The sequence below is a fragment of the Polyangiaceae bacterium genome (assembly GCA_020633235.1).
Classification (GTDB): domain Bacteria; phylum Myxococcota_A; class Polyangia; order Polyangiales; family Polyangiaceae; genus JACKEA01.
Genome location: JACKEA010000004.1, coordinates 528,298 through 552,510 on the forward strand (window position 1 = coordinate 528,298; position 24,213 = coordinate 552,510).

Below are 24,213 nucleotides of genomic sequence, written 5' to 3' on the forward strand. Positions count from 1 at the left end.
GAGACCGACGCCGAAGGTGTCCGAGTGGCCAGGGTGACTATACCGAGCATAAGCAACGGATCAGGCGCGCTATTGACGAACGAGTGGATACTAACCGCTGGTCATTCCACGCGGCGGTTCGGGGTCAAGCATGTCGAGCCGGTCGCGTCTCACCTTGTGAAGATGGGCAGCAGCGCATCGCGCGCAGCCAAACGAATTGTCCTACATCCGGATTTTGTCGAGCATTTGAACAAGAATCAGGACGACGGTCACGACGTTGCTCTGATTCGTACCGACCCCTACCTATTGGACGGGAGCTTCAGTGGGTACGCCCGCCCAGTGGCAACATCCACCACCGCTCAGCTACTTGGCGTTGGCACTAGATGTTACGGCTATGGCGACACTGTTCTGGGTCAGTCCAGCACCGCAGGAGTTCTTCACTACGGGAACTTCACGATTCAAGACGCTGCGCCGCCTCAGTCCGACTTCTTTAGGGTGTTCAAGAACGGTGCTGACCAGCTCCCCATTGAGGGAGATTCTGGGGGGCCATGTGTCGACCTGTTTAGCCAGATGCTGTACGGCACGATCAAGGCTCGTGAGGATGGCAGCAACCCACAGTGGACGGAAGTGAGTTCTGTGAGTGGGTACCGTGCTTGGGCGGATTTCGTGATGAACACGATAGCGTCGGTGAACGTGACTCCTTGGGGAGGACCGACGATGCAGCGCGGTACGCTCGGGTTCTACGTCGCGCCGGGCATAGGTGGCAATTGGGTGTACGCCACGTATCTGGCGAATCCCTACGATGCGAACTCCATCACGCTTCCCTGGCCGGTCATACCGTTGGCCTTCGTTCCAACCCAGACCCTTGTTGCCGGGGGGGACTTCAACGGCGATGGCGTAACGGACTTCTTCGGACTGATTGCCGACGCTGCCAGTACCCTGACCACATACTGGAACGGTGGGCAGACAGGCTTCGAAGAATTCACCACGAGCGCGTTCACGCTTCCGTCGGGGAACTACGAGTCGTTGCTCGGACACGACTTCGACGACGACGGATACGATGACTTGCTGGTTACGGATGCGGCAGGTGAGTCAACCATCTACCACGGAAGCGAGGTGGGGCTGGTCGCGCCGGTCGCTCCGATCTCGATGTACCAGACGCCTGGGTGGGAGGATCCGGAAGTAGCGCAACCACCAGAAGGGACCGGGGGTAGCCTCACGCTCGACCCAGCCCAGGATCCAGAAGCGCCGGACCCATTCTGTTCTGGTCCAATTTGCGTCAGTGGTGGGCAATCCGGTCCGGGTGGCGTGATCTACTCCCGCGCGGACAACCCGATGCTGAATGTCAGTTACTCGGCGGAGCAACTCGACGTCTCGTATGGACAATGGATCTCGGTCGGTGAGGTCGAGAATATCTTGCCCGGCGGGCAGCCATACGAGAACAAGGGAAGCTGGAAGCGACGGCTCATGCCATGGCCGTGGTGGGAAGGCGGCTACTCCGGCGCGGTCGCCGGATTCGCCTCTGGCGTGATGTTGGGGTACGGCGATGGGCAGAGCAGCGCACACGCATTGGAGTTGAACGTAGTGAGGGTTGCGCTTCCTGGTGGGCAAACTGCGTCAGCCGGCATCACGAAGCTCGAGCTGGAGCCGAGTACGCGGCTGGTTCCGGTGCGTGTCGTGGTGTTCGACGACTACGCCGGCTCGTACACTGGCGTAACGCTGCCCGACGCTGCGATGCTGTTCGATCGCGTCCCGACGATGTTGGAAGGAAGTCTGCTGAATGCAGACGTGGAATCCAGTGAGCAATCACGGGAGTGGGGGATCTGGCAGGGGGCGCATGAGATCAACGGCCAGTTCAAGACGTTCCACAAGGGAGTGCTGCTTCCTGACGACGCATGGTTTGACTGCGGCGTTCAGTTCCGCATGGTGTCGTTCGACCGCGTGCTCGGTCCGGGGCGAATCTCTCGGCCTAATGCGGAGGAGGCGTCCGCGCAGGTCGCAGCGAACTACACCTACGTGCGTCAGAACCTGTACAGCGACCTGCCCGTGGTGATGATCATGGCGGACTGCGGAAAGCCGGGCTTCTCGCTGTACAAGCCTGTTTCCGGCCTGCCAATGGAGGCCGCCTGTCTGAGCTGGGACACGGGCCGCAACGGGGTGTTGGCGTTCCTGATGGGAGAGCTGCTCAAGGCCTCCGAAAGCGGGTCTGGAGGTGTGATGGAGATGTCGGAGGCCAACTACACGCCGACGCAGGAGGAATGCGACAGCATCAACTGGGTGGGCGTGGCAGACGAAGCGGCGACGAACTACCGCCAGGGGATCGACGAGATGGCGGAGGACCCGAACTGCTCCGACTACGACGCGCTCGCTGACCTCGAGAGCTGCCCGAGCTGCCCGTACACTTCGGGACTGGACAGCCCCACTTATCCAGGAAACACACACACCTGGCACGGCGGACCGTAGCTCAGCGAGCGGCGTGGCGCCCGGCGCCTTGGCAAGGCGAGCTCTTCAGTTCCCGTGCGTCATGGCGCGGGCGCGGGCTTCGGGATTCGAGGGATCGAGCTCCACGGCCTTCTTGTAGGCCGCGGTGGCGCCGGCCTTGTCGCCGGACTTGGAGAGCACGTCGCCGACGTACACCTGACGGGTGGCGGAAGGGTCGATCTTGGCGGCGCGGCGCGCCCAGACCAGCGCTGCGTCGAACTTCTCCTGTTTCACCAAGGCGCCGGCGACACCCACTGCGGCGCTCGCGCTGGTGGGCGATAGCGCGAAGGCGCGGCGGTAGTGGCGTTCTTCGCGCAGGTACTCGCGGCGCCGTGCGGCGCGCTCCGCCAGCTGCATCTGCGCCTTGGTGAGGCTCGCGCGGGCGGGCTCGTCGTTGGGGTCCACGCCGGAGCCGCGCATCAAGGGCTCGCGCGCATCGGAGAGCTTGCCGTCCAGCGCCAGGCCGTCGCCGAGCGCCAGCAGGGCGCCGCGATCTTCCGGCGCGATGCGCAGCGCAGCGCGGGCCGCGTCCGCCGCGGCGCGGCCGTCGCGTCGCATCACGAGCACGCGGGCCAGCTCCACGTTGGCCGCCAGGTTTCGCGGATCGAAGGACACGGCGCGGCAGTAGCTCCGCTCGGCTTCCTCGAGATCCCCACGCACCAGGCCTTTGCGACCCGCGCGCAGCTGCGCGTAGGCGGCGCCCGGGTACACCCCGGCGGGGGCCGGCTCGCCACCGAGGAGCGCTCCGCAGGTTGGCGCCACCTCGCGCGGCTCGTGGTCGAACACCTTGGCCGTCTTGGCGGGAGCGGCGGTCTTCGCCGGTTTGGCGGAAGGCGTCGGCTTGGCGACGCTCGCGGTCGGCGCGGGCTTCGGGGCGGCGGAGGTCGCGGGCGGGGCTACCGAGGGCGCCGGCTGAGCCGCCTTCGCGGGCGTCTTGTCGCGGGTCAGCAGCACCACGGCGGCGATGATCATCACCGTGGCTGCGGCCAGCGCGCCGCCCAGCCACAGCCACTGGGATTTCTTCTTGCGAGCGGGGTGCGTCGCCGCCGCCTCGAGATGGGCGGGCGGCGGCGGGCGCTGCGTCTCGCCCACCTGCCGCGGCGGCACCGGCATGGACGGCGCGATGGGGGGCGGTTCTGCGTCCGCCAGGTTCAGCGCCACGTCCACCGTGCTCATCAAGTTCGCCGTGGCGGGCTGCTCCACCGGCTCCACGTGCACGCGCCCGGACGACAGCACCAACAGCGCCGCCAGCGCAGTGGAGCCTTCCAGCACGACGGGGGACTCTTCTATGGTGTGCGCGACGGCGCCCACCACCAGGCCGTCGCTGATGTCCACCTGGATCACGATGCGCGGGTTGTTCACGCTCATGCGCACCGAGCGCGACGACGCGGAGAGCGCTCGCAGCAAGCGCGCGGGGCCCATGATCTCGAGCCGCGTGTCGAAGGCCACGGCGGAGCCCGCGCGGTCCCGGGCGGAGTGCTCCGGCTCCGCCAGCGCGGCCAAGGTACCGATGATGCGATCCACCGCCGGCACGTCGCTCTCTTCCGTCCACACTTCGCCCCAGCGCACGACCAAGAGCGACGACCAGCGCAGGCGCGTGTCCCGGCGCATGGCGCGCATGAGCTCGTAGCCGTCGCCCTGAGCTTGCTGCTCGCCGATGAGCAAGATCGCCGGGTCCAGCTGCCGCAGCCGTTGGAAGCGCAGCTCCGTCGGCTCCAGATCCGTCACCACCACCGTGATGCCGCGATCTCGCAGCTCTTGTGCCACGGCGTCGGCTCGGGCGGCGTCGTCGTCCGCTAGCAGGATGCGCAGGCCGTCCACCTCGCTGGTTGGCCCGGGCGCGATCGAGGCATCCGCGCCCAGAAGCTGCACCGTTCCGCCCGCGCGTTCGTCGAATTCGTAGCGCAGCGGCTCCGCCATCAGCACGTGGTGGCGCACCCGAGAGACGAAGTCCTCGATGGCGTCCGAGAGCGGCCGCCCGGCGCCCAGCACCAACCGCACCGGGTCCTTGTCGTCCCCGGTTTGCACCGTGAGGATGCCGGTTCGGAGCTCCTTCGACAGCGCCGTGACGAACTCGTGAAGCGTCGCTTCGCCGACGTCCCCCAGGGTGCCGGCGTCACGATCCGGTATCTCGCGGGCCAGAGACGCGATGCGCTCGGCGATGGCGTCGATGCTCGCGGTCTTCGGAATCACCGCCGCAGCGCCGTGGCGAAACGCGCGCAAGCGTTCTTCGAGCGCCGTGTCGTCGCCCAGCAGCGCCACCGGCACGACGGAGCTGTGGGGCGACGACGCGAGACGTTCCAGCACGCGCGTGCCTGCGTCCGAAGCGGCGTCACCCACCAGCAGCACCAGATCCGGCGCGGTGGCCACCACGTTGTCGAGCACGTCGTCGGCGCGAGACCGCTCCACGTACACGTGGTGCCGTCCCATGGCGGGCTCGAGGGCCGCCAAGAACGCTTCCGAAGCGCCCACGACCAGCACCGTGGGCTCGACCTGCGTGTTCAGCGGTTTGTCGTCTGCGTGCAGCGGACGAACGGTCGGTCGCGAGTTCATCGCGGGGCGAGTGGGCTGCTCGTGGGAGGGGAACTCGCTGGCCCGGAAGCCGCCGACGTGGGTGTGCATGGGCGCGCGGGCGCCGGGTATGCGGGGTGGTCCCGGGGCACGTCCTAGCGGACGCTCAGTTCGCGGCAGCGGCGGCGGGGGCAGCACGCCGCTGGGCCGCTCGTCACCGGTACCCATGTACGCATCATCGCTCAGGTTTCGGCTGCGGGCCAGATGGCGACGGACTCCCGGAGCAGCCTCAGCATGTCGTCGTGCACAAAACCGTTGTCGAGCAGCACGTGGCCGCCATCGAGCACCGCTGGTCCGCCGTCCAGGTGAGATAGCGTCCCACCCGCCGAAAGCGCGATGGCCACGCCCGCCGCGAGGTCCCAGGTGCTGAGGCGCCGTTCCCAGAACGCGTCGTAGGTCCCGTCCGCCACCAGGCACACGTCGATCGCCGCCGAGCCACAGCGCCGCACCCCCTGAACGTTTCGCTTCACGTGAACGAAGCTGCCGAAGTTGTCGTCCGGAGAGCGGCTGAGATCGCGCGGAAATCCCGTGGCGACCAGGGCGCGACCCAGCTCTCGCGTCGGGCTCACGTGGCAGGGCTCACCGTTGCGCAGCGCCGGCCCGCCGCGATAGCCGGTCCAGGTGATGCCCAGCGCCGGAGCGACCACCGCCCCTGCGACCGGCTCCGTGCCCGCCATCAACCCCACGCTCACCGCCCAGAAGGGGTGCCCGTGGGCGTAGTTGTTGGTGCCGTCGATGGGGTCGCAGTACCAGACGCGCTCCGCCGTGCGGCTGCCGCCTTCTTCTTCTCCGAAGACGGGGATGCTCGGCGTGCGCTCGGCGAGCAGCTGGCGCAAGAGGCGTTCCGAGGCCAGGTCGAACTCCGTGACCAGATCCGACTCGCCCTTCTCGCTCACCCGCATGGACTTGCGAAAGCCGGACAGCGCCAGGGAGCCGGCCTGGCTGGCCGCGTCGAGCGCGACCCCGGTGAGCTCTTCGAGGGTCACGCGGCCTTGCCGCAGCACTTCTTGTATTTCTTACCGCTACCGCAGGGACATGGATCGTTACGCCCGACCTTGGGCCCCTCGTTCTTGATGGGCGGGCCCGCCAGCTGCTCGGCGTCGGCGAACTTCCACTTGCCGTCGCGCTTCTCGAAATGGGCGCGCTCGCGGTGTTCCACCGTCACGTTGCGGAGCTTGTACTTGGCGACGAACTCCACGGTGCCTTCCGTGTCCTCCGGGCCGCCCTTGTCCGTGGAGGTGACCTCCAGGCCCAGCCATTTGCTCTGCTTGCTCCACAGCTCCGTGCTCTTGCGGTCCACGTCCGCCGCCGCTTCCGGCGTGTGGGTGTCGAGCACGTAGTCGATCTCGCCGAGCACGTAGGCCGAGTAGCGCGAGCGCATCAGCGCTTCGGCCGTCTCCGGGGATTTCTCCCCTTTGATGAAAGGCAGGCAGTGGGTTTCCGTCGACTCGCCGATTCCGCAGACGCAGGGCACGCTGTTCCTCCTGACAAGAGCCTTCAGCCGAGAGCCGAAAGCAGCTTGGCGTGGATGCCACCAAATGCGCCGTTCGACAATAGGGCGATGACGTCTCCGGGACGAGCGCGCGCGGTGAGCAGCGCCAAGATGGCATCCAAGCTCTCGTGGTTTTGCGTGGGTGTGCCCTTTGCGCCCAGCTCACGGGCCAGCCGCGCGGTGTCGAGGCGCTCGTCGTCCGCCAGGCCGGCGCGGCCGAGGGGGGCCAGGTGGACCTCGTCGGCATCGCCGAAGCTCTCGGCGTACGCCTGCTGGTGAAGGTTGCGGCAGGCCGTGGCGCTGCGGGGCTCGAATACCGCGAACAGCCGGCCCTCGGGATGCCGCTGGCGCAGCGCCATGAGCGTCTCGCGCACCGCCGTCGGGTGGTGCGCGAAGTCGTCGTACACGAAGATGCCGCCCGGCTCGCCGATCAGATCTTGCCGCCGCCGCACGCCCTCGAAGCGTGCCAGCGCGGTCGCCAGATCACCGAGGCGCGCGCCGTAGCCCTGCGCCGCCGCAGCGATGGCCGCCAGCGCGTTCTTGAGGTTGTGGCGTCCGGGTGAGGGCAGCACGAAGCGCCCCGCGGCCACACCGCCGGCGAACAGATCGAAGGTCGTGCCCTCGGGTCGATTCTCCGCCGGAGCCGCCAGCCAGTGGGGCGGCATGCCGTGCGTGCTCTCGCCTTCGAGGGCGTACCAACCCACGGGTGCCTTGGCGTGCGCGTTCACGATCTCGACCACCCGTGCATCTCCCGCGTTGGCCACGATGACGCCGCTCTCGGGCACCGTCGCCACGAAGCGGCGGAACGCTTCCAGGTAGCTCTCCTCCGTGGGGTAGATGTCGATGTGGTCGTGCTCGATGCTGGTGATGATGGCGACCTCGGCGCCGTAGTGGAGGAACTTCGCGGTCTTCTCGAAGTACGCCGTGTCGTACTCGTCGCCTTCCAGCACGAAGGGCACCGCCCGCATCTGGCTCAGGCGCCGCGGCTCCGTCTTGGCCGCGCGGAAGCTCTGCGAGAAGTTCTTGGGCAGGCCGCCGATCATGAAGCCGGGAGCGAGCCCCACGGCGTCCAACAGCCACGCGGCCATGGCGCTGGTGGTGGTCTTGCCGTGGGTGCCGGCCACCACCAACGGCGCCGTTCCCCCGAGCGCGAAGCGCCGGAGCGCCCCGGCGATGTGGGTGACGTCCAACCCGCGCTCGAAGGCCGCCACGGCCTCCGGGTTGTTCTTGCGGCACACGTTGCCCACCACCACCAAGTCCGGTGCCGGATCGAGATGCGCCGCATCGAAGCCCGAGAGACACCGGACACCCCAAGACTCGAGAGCGGGACCCATCGGCGGGTCGAACGCCACGTCGCTCCCGCTGACGTCGTGGCCCAGCTCCTTCAAGAGCCCCGCCAATGATCCCATGCCGGTGCCCGCAACGGCGACGATATGAACGCGCATGCTCGCCAACAGCCAATCGGCGACACTCCCCACGATGTCAAGCATTTGGGGAGGGTGGGTTGGCAAGCGCCGCGCTCGGCTGCTAGTGCTCTCTCCTTCCGTATGCGCCTTGCAGAAAAGATCACCGCCAACGGTCCTTCGTTCTCCTTCGAGTTCTTTCCGCCCAAGGACGAAGAAGGCAAAGACCGCCTGTTCGCTACCATCGCCCACCTCAAGGATTACGATCCGACCTTCGTTTCCGTGACTTACGGAGCCGGCGGCAGCACCCGCAAGCTCACCTTGGAGCTGGTGTGCCGCATCCAGGCGGAAGCCAACCTGGAGAGCATGGCGCACCTCACCTGCGTGGGCGCTTCGCGTGAGGAGATCGCTCATGTGCTCGATCAGCTGAGAGACAGCAAGATCGACAACGTGCTGGCCCTGCGCGGGGATCCGCCCAAGGGGGACACGGCGTTCGTCCCGGTGGCAGACGGCTTCTCCCACGCGTCGGAGCTCATCCAGTTCATCCGGGCGGATTGGGACTTTTGCCTCGCCGGCGCCTGCTATCCGGAAAAGCACCCGGAAGCGTCGGATGCGGACACGGATCTGCAAAACCTCAAGCGCAAGGTGGACGCCGGCGCGGAGTTTCTGGTTTCTCAGCTGTTCTTCGACGAGAAGGACTTCTTTTCGTTCGTGAAGCGCGCCCGGGCCGCGGGCATCGAACGGCCCATCTTGGCCGGTATCATGCCGATCACGAACTTGAAGCAGGTCAAGCGCTTCACCGCCATGTGTGGCGCGCACATTCCGGAAGATCTACTCGCGCGTCTGGAGGCCACCGGCGGCGACGCAGAGCAAGTGCGCCGCATCGGTATCGAGCACGCCACGAAGCAGTGCCGAGCGCTGCTCGAAGGGGGCGCGCAGGGCATCCACTTCTACACGCTGAACCGCTCGCACGCGACGGTCGACATCCTGGAAGCGATTCGCTGACGCGACGGGATTCGCGCCGCACCAACATACATTTGCATCTGGATGTTGGTTCGCCGCGGAACCTCGCGTCACGGATGCGCGACCGGCTTCTCCAAGGACAGGCGCGCCGCGGGCTTGAACCCGGAGCGCTGGAAGAAGCGGATCAGCTCCAGCTGATCCCAGGACACCTGCGTTTCCAGTCGCTCGATGCCCAGGGCGGCCAAGTTCATCTCGAGCTGGCGGAGCAGCGCGCGGGCCACGTGCTGATTGACGTAGGCCGGCGCCACGCCCACGGAGTCGAGAATGGCGACGGGCTCCGGCACGCCGAACTCGCCATAGTACAGGCGGCCCATCATGAAGCCGGCGGGCTCGCCGTCGACGAGGGCCGCCAGCGAAATGCGCACGCCGGTGTCCTTCTCCGACTCCGCGAGCTTGACCTTGTAGTACTCGCGGCGATTGCGCCCGGCGTGCTTTTCGTCGATGCGCACGATCCAATCCAGATCGTCGCTGCGTAGGCTCCGCACCTCGACGTGATCGGTCTCCAGCGTCCCCGGTTCGCGTTCCATTTCCATCGCTTCTCTCCCTCGGCAGACTCTACACGGTTGCTACTCCGCGGATTTGCGGAGCCCAGGCCCGGCGTGATCGCCGTCAGTCGAACAAGCGCTGGGCGCGCTGGGCCACGGCGTTTCGCAACGCGTCGATGCGCGGCGCATGGCGCTGCTCGAGGGCCTGCCACTCCGCCAAGATCCCTCCCACCACGCGCTCGCGTTCCAGTGCGGGTGTGACCTCGTCGGTGATCGGAAACAGGCCCTCGCGCTCGGCGCCATCGTGGTGCTCTTCCAAGTGCTTGTAGGTCGCCTCGGCGTCCAGCAGGGCGAGCACGGCGCGGCGGTCCGGTGCGGCCGTGGAGAGCGCCGTCAGTCGCTGCTCGATGGCGTCGAGGTGCGCGCGCATCTTCTCGTGCTGTCCGGTGTACAGCACCTTCGGCCATTTCTTCACGGGCGGCAGCAGCGGCAGCACCCGCGTCTCTTCGTGGTGCATGTGGATCGCGAGGAGCTCGCGATAGATCGCGAGGAGCTCGCGAGCGGCGTTCACGTCGAGGAGCAGGAGCGCCTCTTGGTGCAAAAGGAACAGGTCCTCGAGCACGCCGTGGAGCCTCAGCAGATCGCGGAACGAGGCCATGAACGGCTCGCTTATCGAGGCTCGGGGTGCGCGGGAAGGAGGGCCATCAGCTGAGCGCGTGTTCAGCTGCCGGAGGCCCCGAAAATTGGGCCAAACCGCGAGCCCCATGCCACCCCGTGGCCATGGCACGACGCGCGCGTACGAAAAGAATCTGGGCCCTGGCCCCGCTCGCGGCCTTGCTCATGTTGGGTTGCACCGGCAAGGGCGAGGACGCGCCCGCTCTGAATAAACCTTCGGACGAGGGAGAGATCCCGAGCGTCCCGGTCCCGCCCGCCAATGGCCCGAAGCTCGGCGCCATCGGCGAGATCGTTCCCGTGCTCGAGCGTCCGGCGCAGACCGGACGGCAGCTCGGCTACTTGCACGCGGGAGCCTTGGTGGCTCGCGCCGAGGAGCCGTACTCGAAGGACGGCTGCGAAGGCGGTTGGTATCCAATTCGGCCCAAGGGCTTCGTGTGTGCGGGAGAGACCGCGACCACGGATCTGAAGCATCCCACGCTGGTGGCGATGTCCCTCCAGCCGAAGCTGGATCAAACGCTGCCGTACACCTACGCGCGAGCGCGTAAGGATACGCCGCTGTACGAGCGGGACCCCGACAAGGACAACGCCGTTCGCGAGGTGGGCAAGCTGCGCGACCGCAGCGTGCTCGCGGTGGTGGGCTCCTGGTCGGCTCTGGATCCCGACGGCAAGATGCAGCGACTGGGGCTGACGACGAGCGGTCGCTTCGTTCGCGCCGCGGATCTCGAGCCCATCAAGGGCAGCGACTTCAAGGGCGTGGAGATCGACGGCAAGGCCGACTTGCCCCTCGGTTTCGTGGTCAAGCGGGGCATCCGCTTCTGGGACGTGGAAAAGGGCGACGCCGACAAGCTGGGCAAGGTCGACTACCACGCCGTTCTGCAGCTCACCGGTCGCTTCCGCACCGTGGGCCCGATGAAGTATTGGGCCACCGCCGACAACAAGTACGTGCGCCACCGCGACGTGACCGTCGTCCGCAAGCGCAACGTGTGGCCGGACTTTGCGACCGGCGATCAGAAGTGGATCGACGTGAGCATCGTGACGGGCACCATGGTGCTGTACGAAGGTCGCAAGCCGTTGTTCGTCACGCTGGTGAGCGTTGGCCGGGATCGTCTGGGTGATCCGCAGAGCTCTGCGAGCACCGCCCAGGGCGTGTTCGACGTGGTGGGCAAGCACATCACCGCGCCCAAGGTGGATCCCAAGAACATCGCCGACTACTTCGACGTGTACGACCCGCCCTGGGCCATCGAGCTATCCAGCGGGCAGCTCTTGCACGCGGCGCTGTGGCACAACCGCTTCGGCATCGAGCACGGCCTGGGCAACGTCCAGATGTCTCCGGCGGACGCGCTCCGCGTGTGGAGCTGGGTCGACCCCGCGGTGCCCGAAGGCTGGCACGGCGTGACGCAGCCGGCGGAAAAGAAGACGATCGTCGTCGTGCGCAAGTGAGCGCGCGGCGTTCGCCGGAGGGCGTCACGCGGGCTCGAAGTCCCGATACACATCGCCGAGCGTGAGCTGCGCACCGATGGATTGCACCTCGAGCGGCGCGGCCGGCTCCCGCGCCTCGAGGGTTTCCCACGTGCCATCCGGCTTGCGGCGGTGGACGGAGATGTGGGGCTCTCGATGCGACACGATGACGATCTCTTTGAGGCTCGGCAAGGTCTTGTAGATGTCGAGCTTGGCGCCCTTGTCATAGGTTTCAGTCGATGGGCTGGTGACTTCGATGACCACGATGGGATTCGTGGCTGCCAGCGGATCGTCAGCGGCGCGCACGACCTTCCCGCAGATGATTGCCCCATCCGGGTACGTCGTGACGTCGGCCGTCGCCACGCGTACGCGAAGATCCGACGTGTAGGCCCTGCACCCCGAGGGCAGCTGGTTGCCCAGAAGTCGGAGCACCGAAGCCGCAAGCGCGGCGTGCTCTGGCGTACCTCCCGCCATCGCGTAGATCTCCCCGGCGATGAACTCGTGGCGGACCGGGCTGTGCTCTTCGAGCAGCACGTACTCCGTGTATGCGTAGCTATGGATCGGACCGGGCAGGGACATGAGCAACGATCCGAGGGTAGCACCCTGCACGCAGAGGGCCCAGGTGGGCTGGAGGTGAGCCCCGACGCCGTGCCCGCGGGCTCTACAGGACAATCAGCTCGCAGGCCGTGCCTTCGAGCGCCGACAGCTTCTCGAACAGATCCTGCGCCAGCGCGTCCAGCGCGTCGCGCGGCAAGCTGCCTTCCACCGTCATCTGGACCGAGTAACTGTCCTCCACGTAGCGGACCACCACGCCTTGAACTTGGATGCGATGGACGCCGAACTCTTCCTCGACCTCGGGCAGCGCCTCGTGCGTCAGCGGCGGAGCGTAGCGTCGTTCGTAGACGTCCAAATCGCCGACCGACTCGCCCTTCTCGGCGCGTTGGAACACTTCGTCGTCCGGGTATTTTCGAGCCCAGAGGGCCTGTTCGAGCTCCCAGAGCTGATTGGGCCTGCCATCGCTGCGCCGAACCTCCCAGCGCGGCCAATCACGCTCGGTGAGCCGCACCCATTCCCAAGTCGCCAGCTCGAGGCGCCAGTCGTCGATGTTCTCCACGAGGGAAGCACCGTGACCGCGAGCGAGCTTGCCACGCTCGACCACGATCGAGGCGCCGTCCTCGCTCAGACGGGCTTGGTGGCTGTGGATCCAACCCGGTGCGGTGCCATGGCATTGCACCGACGCCATCGAGAACGTTTCGAGATCGAGCACGAACACGGGCGTGGTCTCGGGCCTGCGGTCCGCCGGGTAGCCGAGACAACCGATGATCACCAAGCGCCCACCGACCCGCGTGGCCGAGTGGAAGTCTGTCGGGGGGAATACCTCCCGCGGGTAGCCGTAGATGTCGATGCGCCCATCGGGATGCCGCACCACGACGTCGTTGTAGATGAAGAAATCGGGGTCGTAGTGGTCTTCGTGCTCCCCCGCGACGAGCACGACGCGGCCGTCCTCGAGCTCCGTCGTGCTCTGCCCGAAGCGCGAGAAACACCAGCCCGGCCCCGCCGCGAACGCCGACGGCCCAGCGAAGCGCTCGTTGGCTTGGTACGCGCTGAGCTCGGATCTCACCAGCCACTCCCACACGGGATTGCTCATGAGCTCGGGGTTCGAGCCTCCCAGGCTGGGCGAACGCCATTTTGCGAATAGCGCGGGCGCGAGCGGAGGCTCGGGGTCGTCGGCTACGCGCGCAGGATCTCACTTCAATCCGCCGGGCGGAAGCTCAGGGTGCGCTTCACTGACGAAGGTTGGAGGGCGCAACGTGTGGTTCCGCGGCGGACCAACAACCAAACGGATCAGGGCTGGGCGACGGGCGCGATGGACGGCGAGCTTTCGCGGTACGGGGGCGCCCCGGCGTCGTTCGCGCGCCGTCAGCGGCGCTTCCCGTCAACCGGTCTGGCTGGAGCTACTCGCGTCAGGCTGACTTCCGACCCGCTCGTGACGCCAGCGACCAACTCAGCGCGTGTGCTCGGGCGGAGCCGCTGGGGGGCCCCTTTTGGCTGGATCTTTCGACGCCGTCCGGAAGAGCTGCCAGCCCTTTTCGGTGTCTGCCAAGAGCCAGAGCGAGCCCGTGGAGTCCATGAACGGCGTGCCGTGGAAGTTCGCGTAGGGGTCGGTGGGTTTGCGTGGGACGAAGCTCTCTACGCGCCACCGGGCGCCGTCCCACTGGAAGACATCCGAACTCGAGATGAACCAGACGTCGTCCGCGGCGGTTCCCGTCAACCGGTCTGGCTGGAAGTACTCCGGTACCGCGATGAGCGTCCACTTGGAGCCACTAAGCTTCGCTAGCGACCGATGCGTCTCTTGGCGCGGACCGCCAATGACGCCGAACATGTAAGGATTGATGACAGTCCAGACGGTGCCTTCGGGGTCTGCCCACATGTCCCAGAAGGGGGAGAGCGACTGAATGCTGGAAGGCAACGTCGTCGGTCCCCAGCGCATTCCGTCGAAGTGGAAGTAGTGATATGCACGCTCGTCGACACCGTCCCCATACGGTGGAAAGACCATGATCCACATCGAGTCTCTCCGGGGAGCGAAGAGCATTCCCCCGCGCGGGTTGTCAGTTGGCGGAAGAGGGATGCCGAATAGCGGGCGCGTGTCCGCGGGCAAGGTGAACCCGGACCGGCTAGCGAGCAGCGTCAGCCCGAGCAACAGGCTGGTATCCGGCGTGCGTGAGTAGGTGGCGCAGCGCACCGCGCCGTTCGCTTCGAGTCGGGCCACGATGTAGGATTCATCTCTGCCGAAGCCGAGCGCGACTACCCCGTGGTGGGTGCTCCTGAGCCAGTATCCGTCTGGCTTCGCCCCCGGACAGAGCTCCGCTTGGTGGACCACCCGCTTTCCGTCGTGGACATAGACCGTCTTGCCCGCAAGCAAGTAGACGACGTTGCCGGCGCCAGCCATGTCAGTAAAGGCGACGCCCTTGGGCAGCGCGATATGACGAAACGCGCGCGTTGGCCGAAGAGTTGGGTAGGGCAGCGGCTTGGGCAGCTCGACTTTGGGGGGAGCCGGCTCGCGCGCCGGCGATGACGAAGCCGCTGGCGCCGGAGATGGTCGCGTGGGCGCCGGAGCAGTAACAACGCGCGACTGGGGGGGGGGAGAACAGTCGGACAGCAGCAGGGCTGCGGCCAGTGCGGGGAGCAAGGACCGCATTTGACAGTGGTCAGTTCTGGCGCTCATCCCGGGCATGGCCCGCAAGCGTAGCTTGACACCAAGAAAAAAAAAAAGATGACCATGCTCTCATGGGGAATCGTGTCGCTGCTATCGCCTTCGCAACCTTGGGATTGGCAATCGCGTCGCTGCCTGCGGCAGGCTGCGGCGGGCAACGCGACGACGTCGTCGCGAAAAAGGGCTCACCGCTGATCGCCGGCACGGTCGTGGACGACGCGGCATCCGTGGGTGTCGTGTGGCTCGAGTACCTCGACCAGGCGAATTTCGTTTGCTACGTGGGCACAGGCGTCGTCCTCACCAACGACACGATACTGACGGCCGGACATGTTGCCGATTGGCTGCTGGCCAAGAGCATGTGTGCCAAGGGCGGCTATGTGCCCACCAAGCTCCGCGTGACCATGCCCGATCCAAGCGTTGCCGGCGGCGAGCAGGTTCGTGTCATCTCCTGCGGGGGGACCACGAAGGAAGGGTGTGGAGCCAGGTTTCATTCCGGCTATCAAACCTCGACCAAAGGGAACAATCGAGGCCAGGATGCGGCTGTACTGACCGTGAGCGGCAGCCTGGTCGTGAACGGAGTCAGCTCGTTCTACAGGCGCCCCATCAGCAAAGACAGCATCCCACCCTACAACCAGAAGGTCACGTGCTACGGCATGTCGGACAGCGCGCCCGTCGCGCCCTTCACAACCGGTGTGTTGCACAAGGCGGACTTCACGGTTCTCAAGTACCCGCACGACATCGTCAAAGCCAACATCGATCCGTCCGTGCTTCCACTCTGGGAGACAGACACGATGTTCACCATCAGTCGAGGCGGCGGAGTGACACCCACTGGAAACGTGTATGATCCCGGAGGTGGGTTCGCGGCCATCACGGTGCGGGGCGACTCGGGAGGTCCGTGCATCCAACACACCGCGGGAGTTGCGGGCGACTTGATGGGTATCGACCACGCGGCGCCAGAAGTCGCGGGCGCAGACACTCCCAAGTACGCTGACATCACCGCCGTCCAGGGCTTTCGAAATTGGCTCCGCTCCGCGCTTGGCGTGCAGGCGGGGCGGGTCTTCGCGGATCTGGACTTGGATGGCAGCGCCGACGATGGTGTCGAGGTGCGAGCGTCGAGCCTCGACACTATCGAGGTCGTGGTGTTCTACAACAACGGTGCGACGGAAATCTCGCTGGATACCGGGATTTCGACGAGCCTTGCGCCGTTCGCCGGCTCCTATCTCGGCGACTTCGATGCGGACGGCGATAGCGACGTAGTTGCGACTATTGGAAGCGCGCTGAGTGCGCTTCCGTTCTACTTCAACGGGGCTGGAGCTAGCTCCTTCTCCTTCACGACGCCGTCGACGTGGCAGCCCAATGGGCCCTACGCGTTCATGGAGGTGGGGCGCTACGACGAGGACGGTACGGATGACCTAGCGGCGGTGCGTGCCGATGGAACCGAAGACGTCTTCATTGGCGAGCCAGGCGTGGGCCTCACGGTTCCGGCGCAGTTCGTGCCGCGCGGGTTCAACTGGTGGGGAGCGGGCGACCAGGAAGCGTTCGCCGCTGGCGAGCCGGGCTTCTTTATTGTCAAACCCGTTCCGGGGGGGGCCGGGGGCGCTGCGGGCAGCGGCGGAGCCGGCGGAGCCGCCGGCAGCTCGGGAACGGGCGCTGGTGGCGCGGCCGGTGCAGGCGGTGCGTCGGGTGCCGGCGGCACGGCCGGTGCAGGAGATCCCGGCAACAGTTTCGATTCGGTGGAGGGCCGAGTGTTCCTGCACTCGAACCCGGGCACGGAGTTGGAGGCGTGGGAGCTGAGTCTCTCGAGCCTACAAACGAAACTGCCGTCTCTGCCGTACAGCTCCGCGCCGGGTGACGGGTTTGGACAGGCGCTGGCGTGGGGCAGCTTTGATGGAGATCCCCAACGTCAGGCCCTCGTAGTCGGCGCGCCGGGAGTCACGGTGGATGGGCACACCAACGCTGGCTTGATCACAGTTTTCTCTCGGAGCGACACGGCCGCCGCTGGATTCGCGGTGGAAGAGCTCGACCGCAAGGTGCTCAAGGGAACCGCGACGACGGACGCGTTCTTTGGTCGCGTGCTCGCAGCTGGGGACTTTGACGGAGACTTCGTCGATGATCTTGCCGTCGTGGCGGCGGACGGCGTGCTGATCCTCCGCGGGCAGTCTGGCACCGGTTTGACGGCATCGAGCCCACAGACTGAGCTCAGCCTCGCGGACGTGGGGCTGGTCACGCCTGTCGCAGCGGCAACTTCCGGTGACGTGAACTGCGATGGTTTCGAGGATCTCGTCCTCGGGGCGCCGGATGAGAACGTTGGTGGAGTGCCCGGTGCCGGTGCGGTCATCGTGCTTTTCGGTAGCGCTGGAGGACTGGATGGCGAGCTTCGGCAGCGAGTCGACGAAAGCGTGGATGACATCCAAACCGAGCCGAAACCGGCAGAGTTCTTTGGTCAAAGTTTGGCCGCCGGCAACTTCAATGGCGATTCCTTCGCGGGCCGGCCGTGCGTGGACGTGGCGGTGGGCGTCGGCGAAGGCACCGGGTCGATCTCGAACGGTGCAGTCCACATCCTGTACGGTGGCGCAGATGGGCTGACCGGTATCGGCAGTCAACACCTGGTCCAAGGTGGGGCCGCTGCCGGCGGAACGAAGATCGCAGACGTGAGCGAGGAGGGCGACGCGTTCGGCGGATTCCTCGCAGTGACCCGAGCCGATGTCGATCGTTTCGATGATCTAGTGATTGGCGCTTGGAACGAGAATTCGGCGCAAGGTGCCGCTCATATCCTGCGAGGGAGTGCAGCGGGCGTCACCGCCCAAGGACAGGCGTTCTGGAGGCAGGGTCAAGGTGGCGTGCCGGGTACGCCTTCTCCGCCGGGTCAGAATCCTCTCTCTCCTGGTAACCGTTTTGGCTGGAGCGTGGGCGGTACCAGCAACGGACTGGTAGTGATTGGAGCGTCTTGGCAGACCGTGCAGCAAACGGACCCGGCGGCAACCCTCGAGAACGCGGGTTGGCTCGCCACGCTGCGCGTCGACGATGCCTCGCCGATTGGTGTGAGCGACAGCGTCGTATTCGAGGGAGCCCGCAAGGACGCGTTCTATGGGGCAGTGCTTACCGGCCCACGGCCAGCGTTCGTTCCGCGAAAGAGCCCTCCGCCTCGCTACAGTGGGTCGCTCATACTCCAGGGGGGTGTGCCGCACGACGTGAGCGATATGGCGTGCGCGCGCGACCGGGTCGCACCAGTCTTGAGCAACATTGCCGTGGTCCCGGCATGCCTCTGGCCGCCCAACCACAAGCTCGTTTCGTACGAACTTGGCAGCGACATCCAATTTGGCGTCAGCGACAACTGCGATCCGAGTCCTCAGGTCAAGATCTTCAGCGTGGTCAGCAGCGAGCCGGGCGGGAAAGCATCTTTCACTCTCGGGCTAAATGGCATGTGCCTGCGCTCGGAGCGAAACGGGCCTGGTGACCGGCGGTACACGGTGACGCTCGAGGCGACGGATGCTTCGGGGAACACCACACAGCAGACAGCAACGATCACCGTGCCGCACAACAAGACCGCGGGATGTGGCGTTCCTCCGCACGGCTTCGTGAAGGACGGAGACCCCTCGTGCATGTTCTGATCGGGTAGCGGGAGATCGCCGAGACCGTCGCGGAACAGCGCTGGTTCACGCCCACTGTCGTTGAACCGTAGACATCTGGTTGGCACAGGATGGAAGCGCAACCGCTCATGGATCAGGGGGCGCAGGGCGCGACGTGTGGTTCCGCGGCGGACCAACATGAAAGCGATCCGAGCGGGGGACGAGCGGTGGCTGTGGTGATGGACGGCGTGGTTTCGCGGGAGCTTTGCTGACAGAACGGCGTGCGATCGACGCCGGGGCGCCCTCGTGCTTGCGTCAGTCGCCTGCCATGACCGAAGCGCGTGCGAAACGTCCGAGCGCGAGCCCCAGCGTAGCTACGCTGCGTCGCGAGCTCGGCGCGCCGGCGTTTCGGTTGCTCGGGGCCGTGTGCTTGGAGGGCACGCTCGAAGAACGCGCGCTGTTGGCCTTCGCGGCGGATGCGCCTGCGGTCGAGCGTCAGTCCAAGGTGTTGCTGACGCGAGGCCTCGTCTCGCGGGTGCCGGCGACGGCGTGGGGCAACGAGCCGGGTCTGCGTGCGACGCCTGCGTGGCGCCAGCTCGTGCTGCGCGACCTTTCGGCGCATGCAGAGCTGGAAGACCTGGTTCGCGACTGCCATCAGCTGTTGGAGTCGCGCTCTCAGGCGCCGCTGGAGCTCGCCTTGCAGCGTGGAGCTCTGACGACCTTTCGCAAGCTGCGGAGCGCGCAGCCGGTGCGCTTGCGCGGCCACTTGCGGACGGACGCCGAGTGGCTCCGGCAAACCCTGTGTCAGCCCTTCGATGGCGCGTGGCTCGAGGCAACCTTCGGCGAAGACGCGGTCGACATGGCCGAGATCGTGCTCACCGACGCGCTGTGGGCTTTCGCCGATGTCGACGGCTTGGACGAGTGGTTCGCGGCGCGGGTGCGCCAGCTGGACGACAGCCCGAGCAAGCAGACGCGGCTGCGAGTCAGTGCGGAGCACCGCGTGCTGCGCGCGAAGTCCGCCGCGCTTCGGAGCGAGCTCTTGCAGCTCTCCCCGGGGCTGCGCAGTGCGTGCGAGATCTGCTTGGCGTTTCTCGAGGGCGAGCGCGGTCGTGCCCAGGCTCTGTTGGCGCAGGCCTCGACCCGGATCGAGCTCGAGCTCGGGGCCCTGGCGCCCATCCTGGCGCTCTTGATTGCGGCCGACGGTACGCCCGCGGCCCTGTCGCGCGCGCGTCGCTTGATGGGCAAGGGGCGGCGTTCCGATCAGAAGGCCGCCGCGCGGGGCTTCAAGGCCTTGGTCGCCCATTTGACCGATCCGCAGAGCCACGCGCGTCGTCTCGATCCCCACCAGATCGGGAGATCTGGCAGCGCTTGGGAGCTGTTGCTTTCCGGCGTTGCCGTCGAGCTCCACGTTCACGACGAGGTGACGCGTGCTGTCTGGGCGGAGCAGCTCGGTCGCGCCGCAGCGGAATGGCATGCCGCGGGCTATCTCTTCGTCGCTCAGCAAGGCGCGGCGCTGGCGCAGCGTTTCGATGGCCGCACGGCCACTCGCGCGCTCCAAGATGTGAACGTGGAGCTGCCCGCGCAGACGCTGTGGTCCGGCCTCGAAGCGAAGCCCGAATGGGAGAAGGCGCTCCTACGCCTCGGGCAGCTCTCGCGTCAGCTCGAGCACGATGCCGAGCGTCACTTCCGCGTGGCGTGGTTCGTGGACATGACCGACGGTGAGCTTTCACGCCCTGCGCTTCAGGAGTACCGCTCCGATCAAGGGGCGTGGACCCAGGGGCGACGGCTGAGCTGGGGATCGCTGTACGCCGTACGCGATCAGCTGCCGATCGAAGACGTGCGCGTGCTCGACTGCAGCACCGAGACGCTCAGCGGCGAACGTGAGCCCACGCCCGAGGCGGTGGAGGCCCTGATCGGACACCCGCGGGTGTACAACGGGGTGCGGCAGCTGCTCTCCGTCACGGTGCTTCGCGGCCGGGCGCGCGTGGAAGCTCGCGAAGCGGCCGGCCAGATCCGCGTGGTGGTCGAGCCGGCGGGCGCGCGGGCCGGGGTGAACGTCAGCGTCGAGGCGGAAGACCGACTGCGCGTGTACCGCGTCTCGGACGAGCTGGCGCGCGTGCTGGAAGCGCTTCCCAACGGCGTCGCAATTCCGAAGAGCCACGAGGCGGAGTTGCTCGAAGTGCTGGGCAAGCTGTCCCTGGCCGTGGACGTGGTGAGCCCGGAGCTCGGCATCGAGCGCGACGTAGAGGCTGATTCCACGCCCATCGCGCGCGTCGCGCCGCACGCCGGCGCCTTCTTGGTGCAGTTCGGGGTTCGTCCCTTCGGTACGGAGGGCCGCTTCTTCGTGGCGGGGCAGGGACGCCGGCGCATCCAGCGCGCAGAGCGCGGGCGGCGCGCGCGCTGTCAGCGCGATCTGCGGCGAGAGCGCCAGAGCGTCGACGAGCTGATCGCCGCTTGCGCGAGCTTGCCCGCCGTGAGCGACGACTCCCCGAGCGAGCTCGACCCGCCCGACAGCTGGATGCTCGGAGAAGAAGAGCTGCTCGCGCTGTTCAGCGATCTGGGCAAGACGGAGCTTGTCCACCGCGTCGAGTGGCCCGAGGCGCCCCTGGTGCGGCTGCGTGGCACGGCTAGCTCGCATCAGCTGCAGGGGCAGCTGCGCTGCATCAAGGGGTGGTACCTGGCGCGCGGCGAGGTGAAGCTGAGTGACGTCGACGCGGTCAGTCTGGAGCAGCTCGCGCGCGCGGCGCCGATCGGGCTGGGGCGCTTCGTTCGCCTCGAGGCGGGCGAGTACGTCGAAGTGGAAGGCCGGGTGCGTCGTATCCTCGCGGCGCTCCGCGGTGCGGCGCGACCGCGCGGTACGGGCCTCTCGGTGCATCGGGGTGCGCTCAGCACGCTGTCTCAGCTCGCAGCGCCCGAGAGCGGTTTCGACGTGGACGGGGAGACGACGGCGTGGCTCGAGCGCGTGCGCAGGCTGCAGCACGCGCAGTTTCCCGTCCCGGCGAACCTGAACGCAGAGCTGCGGGACTATCAGCGCACCGGTTACGAGTGGCTGAGCCGTTTGGCGGAGCTCGGCCTCGGAGCGTGCCTGGCAGACGACATGGGCCTCGGCAAGACGCTGCAGATCATCGCGCTCCTGCTCGCGCGCCCCGGCCGGGCGCTGGTGGTGGCGCCGACCTCGGTGTGCCTCAATTGGGCGCGGGAGATCGCGCGCTTTGCGCCGGATCTGCGCGTGCTCGAGTACCTCGGCAAGCGCCGGTCTGCAGAGCTCGACGACTTTCTGGGCGCGGGCCCGGGTGTGGTGATCACGAGCTACGCGCTCTTGCAACAAGACGCGCACGAGCTCGCCCAGCCGGAGTGGGACGCCGTGGTGCTCGACGAAGCACAGTTCATCAAGAATGCGTCGTCGCTGCGCGCCAAGGCCGCCTACGGTCTGAACGCTCGGGTACGCATCGTCGCTACGGGCACACCGCTCGAAAATCACCTTGGCGACATCTGGAGCTTGTTCCGCTTCCTGAATCCGGGGCTCTTGGGCGACTGGAAGAGCTTCCGCCGCGAGTTCTTGCGGCCCATCGAGCAAGATCGCGACGAGACCGTGCGCGAGGAGCTTCGCAGGCGGCTCGAGCCCTACGTGCTTCGCCGTGAGAAAACCGCGGTGGCGGCCGAGCTGCCGGCGCTCACGGAGATCGTCCACGAGGTGCGCTTCTCCGACGACGAGAAGCTCCGCTACGCGCTGCTCCGCAAGCAAATCCACGAAAAACTGTTCGGCCCCGGGCGGCGCGAGAACAAGCTCGAGGTGCTCGCCGAGATCACGCGTCTGCGTCGCTTCTGCTGTCACCAACGCCTGATCTTTCCTGACGCGGAACCGGAGTCGGCCAAGGTCACGGCGTTCTTGGACCTGGCCGAGGAGCTCGCGGAAAACCGCCATCGCGCGCTGGTCTTCAGCCAGTACGTCGACTTCTTGTCGCTGGTCCGCGAGGAGCTGGACGAACGTCAGATCGGCTACGAGTACCTGGATGGCTCGGTGCCGAAGGCCGAGCGCCAGCGACGCGTCGACGCATTTCAAGCCGGGGATCGCCCGCTGTTCCTGATCAGCCTCAAGGCCGGCGGCTTCGGCCTGAACCTGACGGCTGCGGACTACGTGATCCACCTCGACCCGTGGTGGAACCCGGCCGTGGAAGCGCAGGCCACGGATCGGGCCCACCGCATCGGCCAAGAGCGCCCCGTCACGGTGTACCGCCTGCTGGTGCGCGACAGCATCGAGGAGAGCGTCACCGAGCTGCACGCTCGCAAGCGCGAGCTCGCGGCCGCCCTCCTCGATGGCAGCGACCGAGTCGCGGAGCTCGACACCGAGAGCCTGATCGCGCTGCTCGACCACGGGTGACGGCGTGGGCCAAGCTGATCACCCGCCTTTGCGCACCTCGTGGAGCTTGACCCGAAGTACGCGAGCGTAGTGGGCGAAGTCGGCATCCGTGCTGAACACGGTGAGCCCACGGCGCACTGCGGTGGCGCAGATGAGAAAGTCCGTGTTCGAGCCTTGAACCCCGCGTGCTCGACACATGTTGAAGTAGCTCGCCGCTTCTTCGAAGTCCTCGCTGCCAAGCTCGATGTCCGGAAAGGCGCGCAAGCGATCCCGTAGAGTGCGAAACTGCGCGAGCGTCTTTACCCCTGACAGCAGCTCCTGGCGGATCGGGCCGATGATTGCGACCCGGCCTTCACGGATGAGCTCGGTTAACTCACGTTCTTCCGCGGTCCCGCGCGGCTTGTTGCGCCGGAGCGCCAGCGACCAAACAGATGTGTCGACCAGGACGTTCACTTGCGCCGGCGTTGTTTCTTGTAGTCGTAGCCGGCATCGACATCCACCTTGCCGAACAGCTCGACGATCCGCCCTTGCTGACGTCGTTGAATGTACTCGCGGAGTGCCTCCGTGACGGTTGCCTTCTTGGTCGCGTGACCGCCGACGCGAAGAGCCTCTTCCAAGAGCCCTTCGTCAATTGCCAGGTTCGTGGCCATGTGTAGAAGTCTACACATGAGCATGTGTGACGCAAGTGCGGCCAGCCAGAGCTACTGGCATTGGGTCGCGCACGACGAAGAGCGGCAGCTCAGATACGGCTCCGCCGTTGCGTACCCTTTGGGGTAGTTGCCATAGCAGCCTTGCACGCAGTCTTGGTCCGTGCAGGCCTTGATGCAGTACGCGAGGGCTTGGCCACCATCCGGGTCCGATGCCATTGCTTTGAGCTCGCTGCAGCAGTTCGTCTTTTCGCAGCTGTCGCACGGGGTATCGACGGAGAAGTGCTCGCAAGCAGAGCACACGCCCCAGGCCAGGAGCGTCGAGCTGCAGTCGTAGAGGGCGACCTCTGCGTGGCCGCTCGGATCGCAGGTAACCGTCCCGGAGTTGTCACACTGCTTCAGGGCGGCGAACTCGGATTGACATGACGTGAGACCCGCGAAATCGCTCTCGCAGTCCGAGGTGCACGTGGCCTCGTCCTTTTCGTTCGGAAGCAATGTGGGCGCAAGCAGCGGCGCAGCCCGAGGTCGAGGCATCGGCGGTGCCGCTGCTGCCGGCAGTGCCACTGCTGCCGGCGGTGCCACTGCTGCCGGCGGTGCCACTGCTGCCGGCGGTGCCACCGCCTCCGTTCCCGTCACTGCTGGTGATGCCACCGCAACCGAGAGCCAAGGAAAATGTGGCACTCGCAATCACCATGGCGTGGGTCGCTACGCTGTTTCGCATCCATCACCTCCCCGAGTGATGAGCAGCTTAGCGCCGTTCGGGACGTTCGACCACGCGAGATGGGGTGGGCGTGCCCAGGGATGCGCTGAGCGCCCGCGAGGTTCCGCGGCGCAGCGACAAGAATCGGACCCAGCG

General features: G+C 66.6%; 18 protein-coding genes. 6 read left to right on the top strand and 12 right to left on the bottom strand.

The features are described 5' to 3' along the window. Positions 1–72: 72 nt before the first annotated feature. The gene (locus tag H6717_23795; protein MCB9580071.1) at positions 73–2,442 is read left to right on the top strand and encodes a trypsin-like serine protease; all 2,370 of its coding nucleotides are present in this window, start codon (positions 73–75) and stop codon (positions 2,440–2,442) included. A gap of 45 nt (positions 2,443–2,487) precedes the next feature. Here the strand turns inward: H6717_23795 and H6717_23800 are convergent, their stop codons facing one another. From H6717_23800 to H6717_23815, 4 genes are all read right to left on the bottom strand, one after another. Next, on the bottom strand, positions 2,488–5,082 hold the full coding sequence (locus H6717_23800; GenBank protein MCB9580072.1) for a hypothetical protein: 2,595 nt from the start codon (positions 5,080–5,082) through the stop codon (positions 2,488–2,490). 131 nt (positions 5,083–5,213) lie between these two features. Beyond that, positions 5,214–6,035, bottom strand: coding sequence for an inositol monophosphatase (locus H6717_23805; GenBank protein MCB9580073.1), 822 nt, complete (start codon positions 6,033–6,035; stop codon positions 5,214–5,216). Then, on the bottom strand, positions 6,014–6,412 hold the full coding sequence (locus H6717_23810) for an SEC-C domain-containing protein (protein MCB9580074.1): 399 nt from the start codon (positions 6,410–6,412) through the stop codon (positions 6,014–6,016). Before H6717_23810 ends, H6717_23805 begins: the two co-directional genes overlap by 22 nt. 116 nt (positions 6,413–6,528) lie before the next feature. Next, on the bottom strand, positions 6,529–7,968 hold the full coding sequence (locus H6717_23815; GenBank protein MCB9580075.1) for a UDP-N-acetylmuramate:L-alanyl-gamma-D-glutamyl-meso-diaminopimelate ligase: 1,440 nt from the start codon (positions 7,966–7,968) through the stop codon (positions 6,529–6,531). 102 nt (positions 7,969–8,070) lie between these two features. Here H6717_23815 and metF point away from each other — a divergent pair, with 102 nt between their 5' ends. Then, positions 8,071–8,931 carry a methylenetetrahydrofolate reductase [NAD(P)H] gene (gene metF / locus H6717_23820; GenBank protein ID MCB9580076.1) on the top strand — a complete coding sequence of 287 codons (861 nt, stop codon included), beginning with the start codon at positions 8,071–8,073 and terminating at the stop codon, positions 8,929–8,931. A 68-nt stretch (positions 8,932–8,999) separates the two neighbouring features. Here metF and H6717_23825 read toward each other — a convergent pair whose 3' ends face one another. Both H6717_23825 and H6717_23830 read right to left on the bottom strand, forming a co-directional pair. Then, a complete protein-coding gene (locus tag H6717_23825) occupies positions 9,000–9,482 on the bottom strand; it encodes a GNAT family N-acetyltransferase (protein ID MCB9580077.1) in 483 nt (160 codons plus the stop codon). Positions 9,483–9,558: 76 nt separating this feature from the next. Then, positions 9,559–10,092 carry a hypothetical protein gene (locus H6717_23830; GenBank protein ID MCB9580078.1) on the bottom strand — a complete coding sequence of 178 codons (534 nt, stop codon included), beginning with the start codon at positions 10,090–10,092 and terminating at the stop codon, positions 9,559–9,561. Between the two features lie 122 nt (positions 10,093–10,214). Between H6717_23830 and H6717_23835 the strand changes: the two genes are divergently transcribed. Further along, a complete protein-coding gene (locus H6717_23835; GenBank protein ID MCB9580079.1) occupies positions 10,215–11,549 on the top strand; it encodes a L,D-transpeptidase in 1,335 nt (444 codons plus the stop codon). 24 nt (positions 11,550–11,573) lie between these two features. Here H6717_23835 and H6717_23840 read toward each other — a convergent pair whose 3' ends face one another. From H6717_23840 to H6717_23850, 3 genes are all read right to left on the bottom strand, one after another. After that, complete coding sequence (locus H6717_23840) at positions 11,574–12,152, bottom strand: Uma2 family endonuclease (GenBank protein ID MCB9580080.1); 579 nt, start codon at positions 12,150–12,152, stop codon at positions 11,574–11,576. A gap of 76 nt (positions 12,153–12,228) precedes the next feature. Beyond that, on the bottom strand, positions 12,229–13,215 hold the full coding sequence (locus H6717_23845) for a hypothetical protein (GenBank protein MCB9580081.1): 987 nt from the start codon (positions 13,213–13,215) through the stop codon (positions 12,229–12,231). 357 nt (positions 13,216–13,572) lie between these two features. Continuing rightward, entirely contained in the window at positions 13,573–14,517 is a 945-nt protein-coding gene (locus H6717_23850; GenBank protein MCB9580082.1) for a hypothetical protein, read from the bottom strand. A gap of 374 nt (positions 14,518–14,891) precedes the next feature. Between H6717_23850 and H6717_23855 the strand changes: the two genes are divergently transcribed. After that, the gene (locus tag H6717_23855; protein MCB9580083.1) at positions 14,892–18,392 is read left to right on the top strand and encodes an FG-GAP repeat protein; all 3,501 of its coding nucleotides are present in this window, start codon (positions 14,892–14,894) and stop codon (positions 18,390–18,392) included. A 286-nt stretch (positions 18,393–18,678) separates the two neighbouring features. Then, complete coding sequence (locus tag H6717_23860) at positions 18,679–22,731, top strand: ATP-dependent helicase (protein MCB9580084.1); 4,053 nt, start codon at positions 18,679–18,681, stop codon at positions 22,729–22,731. Positions 22,732–22,749: 18 nt separating this feature from the next. On the opposite strand, the gene H6717_23865 is transcribed toward H6717_23860, so the two are convergent. Genes H6717_23865 through H6717_23875 form a run of 3 tightly spaced genes read right to left on the bottom strand, consistent with a single transcriptional unit; the run spans position 22,750 to position 23,852 of the window. Next, entirely contained in the window at positions 22,750–23,163 is a 414-nt protein-coding gene (locus H6717_23865) for a PIN domain-containing protein (GenBank protein MCB9580085.1), read from the bottom strand. Then, positions 23,160–23,360, bottom strand: coding sequence for a type II toxin-antitoxin system VapB family antitoxin (locus tag H6717_23870; GenBank protein ID MCB9580086.1), 201 nt, complete (start codon positions 23,358–23,360; stop codon positions 23,160–23,162). The genes H6717_23865 and H6717_23870 overlap by 4 nt, the downstream gene beginning before the upstream one ends. A 51-nt stretch (positions 23,361–23,411) precedes the next feature. Then, positions 23,412–23,852 carry a hypothetical protein gene (locus H6717_23875; GenBank protein MCB9580087.1) on the bottom strand — a complete coding sequence of 147 codons (441 nt, stop codon included), beginning with the start codon at positions 23,850–23,852 and terminating at the stop codon, positions 23,412–23,414. On the opposite strand from H6717_23875, the gene H6717_23880 reads away from it, so the two are divergent. Beyond that, positions 23,852–24,097 (top strand): hypothetical protein, encoded by a 246-nt coding sequence (locus H6717_23880; protein ID MCB9580088.1) that lies wholly within the window; start codon positions 23,852–23,854, stop codon positions 24,095–24,097. The two genes, H6717_23875 and H6717_23880, sit on opposite strands and share 1 nt — an antisense overlap. The last annotated feature ends 116 nt before the right edge of the window (positions 24,098–24,213 follow it).

Coding starts and splice junctions, on each gene's coding strand:
- H6717_23830 (MCB9580078.1), bottom strand. CDS start 10,092: ATGGCCTCGTTCCGCGATCTGCTGAGGCTCCACGGCGTGCTCGAGGAC.
- H6717_23850 (MCB9580082.1), bottom strand. CDS start 14,517: ATGGCTGGCGCCGGCAACGTCGTCTACTTGCTTGCGGGCAAGACGGTC.
- H6717_23880 (MCB9580088.1), top strand. CDS start 23,852: ATGTGGGCGCAAGCAGCGGCGCAGCCCGAGGTCGAGGCATCGGCGGTG.
- H6717_23825 (MCB9580077.1), bottom strand. CDS start 9,482: ATGGAAATGGAACGCGAACCGGGGACGCTGGAGACCGATCACGTCGAG.
- metF (MCB9580076.1), top strand. CDS start 8,071: ATGCGCCTTGCAGAAAAGATCACCGCCAACGGTCCTTCGTTCTCCTTC.
- H6717_23835 (MCB9580079.1), top strand. CDS start 10,215: ATGGCACGACGCGCGCGTACGAAAAGAATCTGGGCCCTGGCCCCGCTC.
- H6717_23870 (MCB9580086.1), bottom strand. CDS start 23,360: ATGGCCACGAACCTGGCAATTGACGAAGGGCTCTTGGAAGAGGCTCTT.
- H6717_23845 (MCB9580081.1), bottom strand. CDS start 13,215: ATGAGCAATCCCGTGTGGGAGTGGCTGGTGAGATCCGAGCTCAGCGCG.
- H6717_23860 (MCB9580084.1), top strand. CDS start 18,679: ATGACCGAAGCGCGTGCGAAACGTCCGAGCGCGAGCCCCAGCGTAGCT.
- H6717_23815 (MCB9580075.1), bottom strand. CDS start 7,968: ATGCGCGTTCATATCGTCGCCGTTGCGGGCACCGGCATGGGATCATTG.
- H6717_23810 (MCB9580074.1), bottom strand. CDS start 6,412: ATGCGCTCGCGCTACTCGGCCTACGTGCTCGGCGAGATCGACTACGTG.
- H6717_23800 (MCB9580072.1), bottom strand. CDS start 5,082: ATGCACACCCACGTCGGCGGCTTCCGGGCCAGCGAGTTCCCCTCCCAC.